This window comes from Arthrobacter sp. Bi26 (assembly GCF_918697925.1).
Taxonomy (GTDB): domain Bacteria; phylum Actinomycetota; class Actinomycetes; order Actinomycetales; family Micrococcaceae; genus Arthrobacter.
The window spans coordinates 1-11,019 of record NZ_CAKKMF010000120.1; the positions used below are offsets into that span (position 1 = coordinate 1).

The 11,019-nt window shown below is 64.6% G+C and carries 9 protein-coding genes; 6 read left to right on the plus strand and 3 right to left on the minus strand.

Annotated elements, in window-relative coordinates; translation table 11 throughout:
* Nucleotides 1-69 precede the first annotated feature (69 nt).
* From LQV16_RS21315 to LQV16_RS21340, 6 genes are all read left to right on the plus strand, one after another.
* Nucleotides 70-1,572: an aldehyde dehydrogenase family protein gene (locus tag LQV16_RS21315; RefSeq protein WP_229995855.1), complete on the plus strand. Its 1,503-nt coding sequence runs from the start codon at nucleotides 70-72 to the stop codon at nucleotides 1,570-1,572.
* Nucleotides 1,573-1,600: 28 nt separating this feature from the next.
* On the plus strand, nucleotides 1,601-2,896 hold the full coding sequence (locus tag LQV16_RS21320; protein WP_229995856.1) for a D-arabinono-1,4-lactone oxidase: 1,296 nt from the start codon (nucleotides 1,601-1,603) through the stop codon (nucleotides 2,894-2,896).
* Nucleotides 2,897-2,949: 53 nt separating this feature from the next.
* Entirely contained in the window at nucleotides 2,950-3,708 is a 759-nt protein-coding gene (locus LQV16_RS21325) for an SDR family NAD(P)-dependent oxidoreductase (RefSeq protein ID WP_229995857.1), read from the plus strand.
* Between the two features lie 38 nt (nucleotides 3,709-3,746).
* Nucleotides 3,747-4,670 (plus strand): NAD(P)-dependent oxidoreductase, encoded by a 924-nt coding sequence (locus tag LQV16_RS21330; RefSeq protein WP_229995858.1) that lies wholly within the window; start codon nucleotides 3,747-3,749, stop codon nucleotides 4,668-4,670.
* Nucleotides 4,660-5,544, plus strand: coding sequence for a polysaccharide deacetylase (locus tag LQV16_RS21335; RefSeq protein ID WP_229995859.1), 885 nt, complete (start codon nucleotides 4,660-4,662; stop codon nucleotides 5,542-5,544). Before LQV16_RS21330 ends, LQV16_RS21335 begins: the two co-directional genes overlap by 11 nt.
* A gap of 119 nt (nucleotides 5,545-5,663) precedes the next feature.
* Entirely contained in the window at nucleotides 5,664-7,238 is a 1,575-nt protein-coding gene (locus LQV16_RS21340; protein ID WP_229995860.1) for an amino acid permease, read from the plus strand.
* A 125-nt stretch (nucleotides 7,239-7,363) separates the two neighbouring features.
* Here LQV16_RS21340 and LQV16_RS21345 read toward each other — a convergent pair whose 3' ends face one another.
* From LQV16_RS21345 to LQV16_RS21355, 3 genes are all read right to left on the minus strand, one after another.
* Nucleotides 7,364-8,935 (minus strand): APC family permease, encoded by a 1,572-nt coding sequence (locus tag LQV16_RS21345; protein ID WP_229995861.1) that lies wholly within the window; start codon nucleotides 8,933-8,935, stop codon nucleotides 7,364-7,366.
* A complete protein-coding gene (locus LQV16_RS21350) occupies nucleotides 8,932-9,975 on the minus strand; it encodes an agmatine deiminase family protein (RefSeq protein WP_229995862.1) in 1,044 nt (347 codons plus the stop codon). Before LQV16_RS21350 ends, LQV16_RS21345 begins: the two co-directional genes overlap by 4 nt.
* A partial coding sequence (locus LQV16_RS21355) for a nitrilase-related carbon-nitrogen hydrolase (protein ID WP_229995863.1) occupies nucleotides 9,972-11,019 on the minus strand: 1,048 nt, incomplete at its 5' end. The genes LQV16_RS21350 and LQV16_RS21355, both read right to left, overlap by 4 nt.

Sequence of the window (11,019 nt, forward strand, 5' to 3'; positions counted from 1 at the left end):
GGGCATACCGCCCGCCCCCAACACAAACTCCCGACGCCGAGACCGGCGCAGAAAGCAAGGCTAAGTACCATGACACTCACCGACCTCGAGCAGTTCACAGTCCGGCGCTCTTCCGCGGAGCAAAGCTGCGCCAGCGTTTTGCCTCCGGTGGGGCACTTCATCGGTGGAACGTTTGTTCCCGGTTCCTCGACTCGGCTGATCGACGTCGTAGATCCCACCACAGAGCAGGTCATTGCATCGGTGCAGGCCGGCACAGCCTCGGATGTGGACGTTGCGGTTGAGGCGGCCGTGGCGGCCCAGAAGTCCTGGGGCGCCACGACCCCGAAGGAACGGTCCGAGGTGCTCTCCCTGATCGCCAACATCATTGAAGCCAACCGTGAAGCATTCGAAATCATCGAGTCCGCCAACACCGGCAAACCGCGAGCGGTCGCGGAGGACGATGTCTCAAGCACCATCGACACCTTCCGATTCATGGCCGGGGCTTCCCGTACGCTGACGTCCATGGCAGGTGGCGATTACGCCACCGGGCACACGTCGGTCATCCTCAGGGAACCCGTCGGCGTCGTCGGCGTCATCACCCCGTGGAACTACCCGCTGCTGATGGCTGCTTGGAAGATCGCGCCCATCCTGGCCGCCGGAAACAGCATCGTCCTGAAGCCCTCGGAGCAGACTCCGCTCTCGACGCTAAAGCTGGCCGAACTGGTCGCTGGACGCATCCCCGATGGAATTCTCAACATCGTGACGGGACAGGGCCGAACCGTTGGACAGCGGCTCGCCGAACACCCCGATGTCGCCCTTGTTGCGTTGACGGGGAGCGTCGTCAGCGGGCAGGCGGTTGCGGAGACCGCGGGCAGGTCCGTCAAGCGCGTCCATCTGGAACTCGGTGGCAAGGCCCCTGTTGTGGTCTTCCCCGACGCCGACCTCCGTGCGGCCGCCGCCGGCGTGCGAAACGCCGGCTTCTGGAATGCCGGCCAGGACTGTGGCGCCGCCTGCCGCGTGCTCGTCCACGAATCCGTGGCTGAGGAGTTCACCGAACACTTGGTACGGGAAGTCGGCACGCTCGTCGTCGGCGCCCCGGGCGCAGGGGACGACGTCGAAATCGGTCCCATGATTTCGCGCCCGCACTTCGACCGCGTGAAGGAAGCGCTCGCGGAGGCAAAGGCTGCCGGTCTTCAGGTGGCCATCGGGGGCTCGGCCCTGGAAGGCCCCGGCTACTTCATTGAACCCACGGTGATCAGCGACGTACCGGCAGGGGCGCATATTGCTACCCACGAAATCTTCGGTCCCGTCGTCACCGTCGAGTCCTTCAGCTCCACTGAAGAGGCCATTACTCGGGCCAACGAGAGCCCCTACGGCCTTTCCGCCTCGGTATGGACGCGGGATTCGAGCCTCTCGCTCAGCGTTCCGAAGAAACTCGATTTCGGCACCGTCTGGGTCAATTCCCACCTGGTGCTGGCCTGCGAGGTTCCGTGGGGCGGATTCAAGGGATCCGGCTACGGCCGCGATCTCTCGCTGTATGCCCTGGACGATTACTCCCGGACAAAGCACGTCATGATCAACCACGGCGCATGAGCGTAAAGACCAGGATCGGAGCTCAGCTATGACCACCATGAATCATCCCCACTCGGCGTCGTCGGCGCGCGCCGCAACCCCGTCCGCTCCCTTCGGAACAGATGTAACGTGGACCAACTGGGGCGGCAACCAGAGCGCCACGCCGGCCTTCACCGTCCGGCCGCGGAACGAACAGGAAGCGCTCGACGCCGTCCGGTTCGCCATCCGCGAAGGCCTGCCCGTGCGCGCAGTCGGCTCAGGGCATTCGTCCTCACCCCTGGTCCAGACGGGCGGCGTCCTGATGGACATGTCCGCACTCTCGGCCATCACCGGAACCGACCTCATGCGGCGCCGTGCGCGGGCCCTGGCCGGCACCACCATCAACGCCTTTGGCGATCCGCTGTGGGAGCAGGGGCTGGCACTAGGCAACCAGGGCGACATCGACAAGCAGCAGATCGCCGGGGCACTCGCGACCAGCACCCACGGCTCCGGGAAAAACCTGGGCAGCTTCTCATCAGCCCTGCGTTGGGTCAGGCTGATCAACGGCTACGGCGAAATCGTCGAAATCGGTGAAGGCCAGCTCCGCGAACTCAGGGCCGCCCAGGTCGCCTTGGGGACGCTCGGGATTTTCCTCGAGGTAGAACTGGCGGTCGAGGACCGCTATTACCTGCAGGAGGAGATTACCTATCCCACGTGGGCGGAGACCGCGGCAACCTGGCAGGCCGACATCGACGGGAACCGGCACTACTCCTTCCTCTGGTGCCCGGACGACGATTCATGCGAGCTCCTGGACCTGCCCGGTTCGCCTGGCCAGGGCATGGCGAACCGCAGCTACACCAAGCGGTACAACATCGCCCAGGTCAAGGACGAGCGTGAAATTTCCCGCACGGAGGGTGCCCGGCTGGACCGGTCGTACCGCATCTACCCGGGCGGATTCACCACACCGTTCCATGAACTCGAGTACTTCGTTCCCAGCGAACACGGCTTGGAGGCCGTCGAGGCTGTCCAGGACCTGATCTGCACCAAGCATTCCGACCAGAAGTACCCCGTTGAGGTCCGCTGGGTGAAAGCCGACGAAGGTTACATGTCCCAGTTCCAAGGCCGCGACACCACCGTCATCACCCTGACCACCGAACCGGGGACCGACTACTGGCCCTTCTTCCGGGATGCGGATGCGGTGCTGCAGGAATTCGAGCCACGGGCACACTGGGGCAAGATCCATTTCATGACGCGGAGCCGCCTGGAGCGTCTCTACCCGGAGTTGGACACCTTCATCAAGATACGCCGGGAGTTCGACCCCCGCGGCATGTTCCTTAACGACCACACCCGTGCGCTCGTTGGCTAAATCAGCCTTCTAGGCTGCGCCCGCCCTGCCACAACCAATGGGGAAGAGAAGACATGAGCCATTTTCAGGACAAGGCCTACCTTGTCACCGGAGCCAGCTCCGGCATCGGTCTCGCGACCACTCGGGCGCTTCTGGCGCAGGGGGCAAAGGTTGCGGCGGTTGGGCTCCCGGACCGTCTGCTTGAAGACGCAAAACGCCAACTCTCGGGCGCTGTGATCTTCCTTGAGGCCGACGTCTCTGAGTCCCAACAGGTCGATAGCGCCTTCGCCCAGGCGGAAGCTGAACTCGGACCACTGAGCGGAGCGTTCAACTCCGCAGGAATCTCCAGTGTTGCGCCCATCGCCGAAACGTCCGACGAGCTGTGGCAGAGACTGGTCCGGGTGAACTTGACCGGCACATTCCACTTCGCCAGGGCAGCGGCGCGAACGCTCTCAGCCAACGGCGGTGGATCGCTCGTCTGCACCGCCAGCGAGCTATCACTCGTCGGCCAGGCTGGCTACACCGCATACACCGCGACCAAGGGCGGTGTCCTGTCGATGATGCGGTCACTGGCCGCCGAACTCGCACCTGCCGGCGTCCGGGTCAACGCCCTGTCGCCGGGGACGACAGATACTCCGATGCTTGCGGCCGAGTTCGCGAACGAAGAAGAACGCGCCAGGGACGAAGCGTCCGTACCGCTTGGCCGATTCGCCTTGGCCGAGGAGATTGCTGCGGCGGCGCTGTGGCTGTTGGGCCCTGAATCCTCATATGTCACGGGAACAAACCTTGTTGTCGACGGTGGTCGAACCACGACGTTCCCGCTCGGACATTGAATCCCACACCTAACTCTCGTACTGAAAGGCAAAATCACATGAGCTCTGTCCTGGTCACAGGTGGTGCCGGATTCACGGGACGCCACATAGTCAACGAACTTGCCGACGCCGGCCATCAGACGGTCAGCTACAACCGGGACTTCCTCGAGGCGCCACGCCCCGACGTCGTGTCCGTTCAGGGCGAGCTGTTCGATATCCCCCGCCTCCTCGAGGTATTCAAGGAACACGACGTGGATACCATCGTCCACACCGCAGCCATCTCCCACCCGACCTATTCCTTGAGCTTTCCCCTGGCAACCTTTGCTGCCAACGTCGAGGGAACGGTAGCGGTTTTCGAGGCGGCTCGACTCCACGGCGTCAAACGGATCATCTTCTTCTCGTCCGAGTGCGTGTACGGAAAGACCTCAGCACCTGTGGTTCTCGAATCGGAGCCCGTAAATCCGACGACGCCGTACGCCGTGACGAAGGTCACCGGGGAATGGCTCGGACAGGTCTACGGCGACAGGTATGGAATCGACGTCATCTCCCTGCGCATCGGCCAGGTCTACGGACCCGGCAACCGAATGGATGAGGTCATGCGGGACATTATGCGCGGCGTGGTCCGCGACGGTTCGTTCTCACAGGACCACGGGGCCGACCACCGGTACAACCTGGTCTACGTCCGCGACGTCGCTCTTGCCGTACTTGCGGCAGTCCAGGCACCGGAAACGGCCTCGGCCAGGCCTCTGGCGTACAACATCTCCGGCAGCGAGTACTGGACCCTCAGCGACGTAGTCAAAGAAGTTCGAATCGCATTCCCGGACGCCACCGTGGAGATCGGGCCAGGGACGGATCCAACCCTGGACTTGCAGGGCCATTTCAGCATCGCTTCCGCGGCCAGGGATCTAGGCTACGAATCGGCCTGGCCCCTGCAGCGGGCCCTCGGCGATTACGCAGACTGGCTCTCGGGCCATGACTTCTGACGTCGATAAGAGCGCCTGGAGGCAGGGGGCGGCATGCGTTGCGGCGTTGACGTTCGACGTCGACGCCGAGTCCCCCATCCTGGCCGCCGGCCGCCGCTACGCCGACAATGCGATGGCGATGACTCACCAGGCGTTCGGACCCAAGGTGGGCGTTCCTCGGATTCTCCAAATGTTGAAGGATGTACAGCAGCCGGCGACGTTCTTCATTCCAGGAGTCACCGCGGAACGATATCCCCACATGGTTGAACAAGTCCTGGAATCGGGACACGAGATCGCGCACCACTCGCACACTCACCGCACCGCGGTGAACATGAGTTTCGACGACGAACGCGCCGACTTCGATCTGGCGCTTGCCGCACTCGGGCGCTTCGGCATTTCGCCAAAAGGGCATCGCGCCGCACTGTGGCAGCCCTCGTGGCAGACGCCGTCGCTGGTGGCTGAGTACGGGCTGACATACGATTCCAGCCTGATGGATGCGGACGTCCCGTATCTCATTGAAACCCCGGCGGGGACAGTTGCGGAGCTCCCCCCACATTGGAGCCTGGACGACTGGGAGCAGTATGCCTTCCTTCCGGAACCCAAGATCGGCGAAATCATCCAGTCGCCACTGGTGGTCGCTGATATGTGGATTCACGAGATCGACGCAATGCGACGTCATGGCGCGCTCTTCATGCTCACGTGCCACCCGTTCCTCACGGGACGGGCAGGACGGCTGGAGGCCCTGCGGACCGTGATCGAAACGGCGCTGGAACGAGGCGACGTCCGCTTCTCGACATGCGAAGCGCTCGCAGACGCGGCCCTCGGTGACCCTGCATTGATCGCCGAGCCCCTCAACCCTGTCACAGCGTCCGCGGAGCTGTACCCGGACTACTGAACGCCGGACTGCTGAACGCCGGACTGCTGAACGCCGGACTACTGAGCCGCGGACTGCTGAGCCCGGCGGCACGGCGAACATTGGTGACCCCAAAACACAACAGGCCAAGGGCGAAGCCCTTGGCCGCGCTTCAGCCACGCCCGCAACTCGTTGTGAAGCTTCACCCCCAAGACCGTCCCAGCGAAAGAAGGCTCATAGCAATGAACTCCCCGTCCCAGCTGTTGTCGGATGCACCTGGTCCACCGCAGACCCCTAATCCTGAATCCCTCCAACTCAAACGGGAGATGGGGTTCTGGTCCTCCTTCTCCTTGGCGTTTGCCTTCATGTCGCCAATCATCGGCTTGTACGGAGTATTTGGGTTGGCTCTGATGGCCGCAGGGCCGGCCTTCTGGTGGGGTCTGTTGGTTGTCCTCTTGGGCCAGGCCCTGGTGGCGGCTGTACTTGCCGAGCTCGCTTCGCGTTGGCCTGTTGCCGGCGGGGTCTGCCTTTGGTCCAGGTCCCTCCTCGGGCACACCTACAGCTGGTACGCAGGATGGGCCTACATCTGGACCCTCATCATCACAGTTGCCGCTGTAGCCTTCGGTGGAGGCACATTTCTGGCCTCACTGTTCGGCATCGAACAGCCTGACACCACAACGAAAATCATGCTGGGCGCCGTTATCTTGTTGGTCAGTACGATTGCCAACTCCGCCGGCAGGAAATGGCTGAGTCTGCTGGTGACTGTGAGCATCGTGTGCGAGGTCATCGCCAGCCTGGGGGTCGGGTTGGTACTGATCATCTTCCATCGCCGAAATTCCCTCAGCACGATTCTGGACTCCTTCGGATCCGCGCCCGACACCACCGCGTATGTCTTTGGGCCTTTCATGGCCGCCGTGGCAATTATCGGATGGTCGTTTGTGGGATTTGAGAGTGCGGGCGCCATAGCCGAGGAAGTCCGGTCACCCGAACGCAGAGTGCCGCGGGCTGTACTGACGTCCCTGGTCACGGTGGCATCTGTCATCACGTTTTCGTGCCTGGCCCTGCTCCTCGCAATCCCGGATATTGGTGCCGCCATGTCGGGGGCAGACCCAGACCCGATTACCACAACCCTCACTGCCAATCTTGGCGAGGGAATCACCAAACCGCTCCTGGTGACCATCGTCCTGGGATTTATCGCAGGGACAGTGGCGCTGCAGGCAGCTGTCTCACGATCAATTTTCGCATTCGCCCGGCTGGACGCCCTGCCTGCGGCCAAGGGTCTGAGGCGCCTCAGCAAGACCGACCGGCTGCCCAACAACGCACTCATAGTCTCTGCGGTCGCTTCAATGATTATTCTTGCCCTGTCGGCATCACAGGTGTACGGCGCCCTCATTGCGTTCGCGACGGCCGGCTTCTACGTGGCGTTCATCTTTCCAGTGCTGGCCGCCCTGGTGGTTCGGCTGAAAGGAGCGTGGAAGGCCGGACCCTTCAGCCTGGGAGTTTTTGGAACAGTAGTGAACGTGGCCGCGCTGCTGTGGTTGGGCTTTGAGATCGTCAATATCGCATGGCCGCGGCAGCCAGAAGCGCCCTGGTACCAAAACTACGCAGTGATTGTGGTTTTCGTGATCCTTGGCCTGGCGGGTTTCGTGGTCGAGAAGCGCCTGCGTCGACGCAATAGCGGCACTTTGGCGGCGGAGGCAGAGCCAGAGCCGGAACTGTTGAAAGTCGGCCCGTGAGCGCCGCCCAGCAAGAAGTTTGCCTTTAGTCCCAATCAATAAGTGCAAGGCGCCACCGACAGCAAACGCACGGCTTTGCCCCGCGGCAGGGGGCAAAGCCGTGCGCCGTCCGTTGGCGCTGGCGGCTACTCGGGAACCACCAGGGCGGGGGTGTCCTTCCGGATGGTCTCGCCTCGGAAGAAGCCCGGATGCAGCTTCGCGGTCACCAGCATCACCACGACGCCGAGGGCGAGGATGCCGATGCCCAGGATGAACACCAGGCCCACGCCGAAGACCTCGGAGCCGCTGCCGAACTCCGGCGCCCAGCTGTCCACGGCGGTCTGGAAGAAGACCACGGTGAGGACCAGGCCGCCCAGGACCGGGAACAGCAGCCGCATGAAGAAGTTACGGACGCTGGAGAACAGGCTGTGCCGGAAGTACCACGTGCAGGCGAACGCCGTCAGGGCGTAGTAGAAGCAGATCATCAGGCCAAGGGCCATGATGGTGTCGTTGAGGACGTTTTCGCTGACCACCTTCATGACGGCGTAGAAGCCGCCGGACAGCAGGCCCGCAACCACCGTGGCGTAGCCGGGGGATCCGAAGCGCTTGCTGACGGACGCGAAGCGCGGCGGCAGTGCCCCGTAGTGCCCCATCGCCAGCAGGCTCCGGGCGGGGGAGGCCATGGTGGACTGGAGGGAGGACGCGGTGCCGGAGAGCACGGCCAGGGACATCAGGATGGCCAGCGGGCCCATGACGGGGGAGGCCAGTGCGGCAAAGACATTCGCTTGGTTGTCCGGGTTGTTCAAACCAATGCCGTCGGCGCCGGTGCCGGCCACCATCATGGTGGCCACGATCACGGCGAGGTAGAGGGCCAGGACGGCCACCGCCGTCGTCGTTCCTGCCCGCCCGGCGGTGCCCCTGCCTCCCTTGGTTTCCTCGTTCACAGTGAGGCAGACGTCCCAGCCCCAGTAGACAAAGACAGCCAGTGACATGCCGGCGGTGAACTGCTCGAAGCTCTCGATTTTCGCCGGGTTGAACCAGTCCCAGCTGAACGCGATCGCGGTGCCCGAGTCACCCGAGGCTGCGTGGCTAAGCGCCATGATGATGAAGACGGCCAGGACCAGCACCTGGAAGCCGACCATGCTGTACTGCACGAGCTTGGTGGCGTGGAGGCCGCGGTAGCTGACCCAGACGGCGAGTGCCACGAACACCAGGCACGTCACAATGTTCACGGCCGTGTTCGAGGTCAGGTCCGCGAGTTCGGGGTTGTTGAACACCTGGGCCAGGAAGAGATAGAAGAAGTCCACCGCGACGCCGGCCAGGTTGGACAGGACGATGATGTTGGCGGCCAGCAGGCCCCAGCCGCCCATCCAGCCGACAAACGGGCCGAAAGCCTTCGTGGCCCACGTGAAGGTGGTGCCGCTGTCCGGGGAGTCGGCGTTGAGCTCGCGGTAGGCGAACGCCACCAGGATCATGGGGATGAACGCGACGATGAAGATCGCCGGCAGCTGCACGCCCACGGCGCCGACGGCCGGTCCCAGCGAACTGGTCAGGCTGTAGGCGGGCGCCACGGAGGAGATGCCCAGGACCACGACGGCGAGCAGGCCAAGCTGTCCGCCCTTGAGCCCCTTGCCCGTGATGCCGTGCTTCGAGCCGGCGGGATCGACTGCGCCGTGGGCGGTGGTGGTGCCGTCTTCGCGGCCGATTGTCTGACTCATGGCTGACCTGTCTTGTGGGAGGCGGACGGTTGCTGTTGGGTGATGCAGTGGATGCCGCCGCCGCGGGCGAAGAGCTGGCGGGCGTCGATGCCCACCACTTTGCGGCCGGCGTAGGCGTCGCCGAGGATGCGCAAGGCTTTTTCGTCCATCGGGTCGCCGAACGTGCAGGCGATGACGCCGCCATTGACCACCAGATGGTTGATGTAGCTGTAGTCGACGAAGCCGTCCTCGTCGGTCAGGGTTTCCGGGGCGGGGACCTCGATGATGTTCCATTCGCGGCCGGCCGCGTCGCGGGTGGTGGCGAGGTGGCTGATGATTTCGCGGCTGACCTCGAAGTCGGGGTGTGCCGGGTTCTGCTGGGAGTGGACCAGCAACGTGCCCGGAGACGGGATGGCCGCGACGATATCGACGTGACCGCGCGTGCCGAACCGTTCCGAATCCCGGGTCAGCCCGCGGGGAAGCCAGATCACGTGGCTGGTGCCCAGGGTCCGGGCCAGTTCGGCCTCGACGTCGGCCTTGCTGAGCCCCGGGTTCCGGCCCGGATCCAGTTGCACCGTCTCGGTGACGAGGACCGTTCCTTCGCCGTCGACGTGGATGCCGCCGCCCTCGTTCACCAGGGGCGAGACGAGGTGGCTGGCCCCCGAGCGTGCCACGACGGCAGCTGCCACGAGCGAGTCCTTGTCCCAGGCCGCCCAGTCCTGGCCGCCCCAGCCGTTGAACACCCAGTCCACGGCGCCGAGCCGGCCGCCGTCGTCCAGGACGAACGTGGGGCCGATGTCCCGCATCCAGGCGTCGTTTAAGGCGGCGGTGACCACCTCGATGTCCGGGTGGAGGTAGCGGGCGGCGGTCTCCACATCCGCCGGCGCCACCAGCATGGTGACCGGTTCGAATTCCACAACGGCGTTCGCGACGGCGGCCCAGACGGAGCGGGCGGCGTGGGCTTCTGCCTCTGTTTCGCCCAGGGTGTAGCCGCCGGTGGGGAACGCCATCCAGACACGGTCCTGGGGTGCCGTTTCGGACGGCATCCGCCAGGCGCTCATGCCGTGACCTTCTGCGCAGTGACCTTCTGCCCAGTGGCCTCATACGCAGTGGGCTCATAGGCGTCGAGGCCGAGCGGGGCATCGGCGCGTACCGGTTCGGTCAGCCGCGCGTAGGTGTCCGGGCGGCGCGTGGCCAGGAAGGGAAAGAGCGTGAGCCAGTCACGGCGCTGGTCGAGGTCGAGGTCCGCCACAATCACCGCGGATTCGTCCCGTGGTGCCTGGGCGAGGATCCGGCCGTAGGGATCGGAGATGAAGGAGGAGCCGTAGAAGTTCAGGGTGCCTTCGCTGCCGCAGCGGTTGGGGACCACCATGAACAGCCCGTTGGCAATGCCGTTGCCCACAATGACCTGTTGCCACAACGGCTGGGTGTCGAACTCCGGGTGGTCCGGCTCGGAGCCGATGGCGGTGGGGTAGACCAGGAGTTCTGCCCCGCCGAGGGAGTAAATCCGCGCCAACTCCGGGAACCATTCGTCCCAGCAGGTGGGCATGCCCAACCGTGCGCCGCCGAGCTCGGCGGGGGAATGGACCTCGTAAGCATCGTCGCCGTCCGGGCCCTGGCGGAAGAATTTGTCCTCGTAGTAGCCGGCTGTGACGGGGATGTGCAGCTTGTGCGTGCGTGCCAGCAGTTCGCCTTCGGGGGAGACCAGGATGGCAGTGTTCAGGCCCAGGCCGTCGTCGGAACCGTCCGGGTTCTCCGCCTTCTGGTACAGCGAAGCGTGGACGCAGATTCCGTGCCGGCGGGCCGCGTCCGCCGCGAACCGGAACGTGGGGCCGGTGAACAGGTCCTCGGCGATGTCCGAGGGCCGCGGGCGCGGGGCCCCGGCCCGGGTGGTGTCGTTTTCGGGAAGCGTATCCGCGGGGTACCGGGACAGTGTGAGCTCGGGCAGGAAGACGACGGCGGCTCCCAACCGGGCGGCCCGCCCGATGCCGTCGTCCAGTTCCGCGTGCAGGGCCGCGGCGTCAGGATGCCAGCGGTGCTGTACGACGCCGACCCGCAGTGCTGGCCGGCTGGACGATGCACTTCGGGACGACGTGGTGCGGGCG

Bases quoted from the DNA above. Each gene is read 5' to 3' on its own strand.
- LQV16_RS21315 (WP_229995855.1), top strand. From the start codon at position 70: ATGACACTCACCGACCTCGAGCAGTTCACAGTCCGGCGCTCTTCCGCG.
- LQV16_RS21320 (WP_229995856.1), top strand. From the start codon at position 1,601: ATGACCACCATGAATCATCCCCACTCGGCGTCGTCGGCGCGCGCCGCA.
- LQV16_RS21325 (WP_229995857.1), top strand. From the start codon at position 2,950: ATGAGCCATTTTCAGGACAAGGCCTACCTTGTCACCGGAGCCAGCTCC.
- LQV16_RS21330 (WP_229995858.1), top strand. From the start codon at position 3,747: ATGAGCTCTGTCCTGGTCACAGGTGGTGCCGGATTCACGGGACGCCAC.
- LQV16_RS21335 (WP_229995859.1), top strand. From the start codon at position 4,660: ATGACTTCTGACGTCGATAAGAGCGCCTGGAGGCAGGGGGCGGCATGC.
- LQV16_RS21345 (WP_229995861.1), bottom strand. From the start codon at position 8,935: ATGAGTCAGACAATCGGCCGCGAAGACGGCACCACCACCGCCCACGGC.
- LQV16_RS21350 (WP_229995862.1), bottom strand. From the start codon at position 9,975: ATGAGCGCCTGGCGGATGCCGTCCGAAACGGCACCCCAGGACCGTGTC.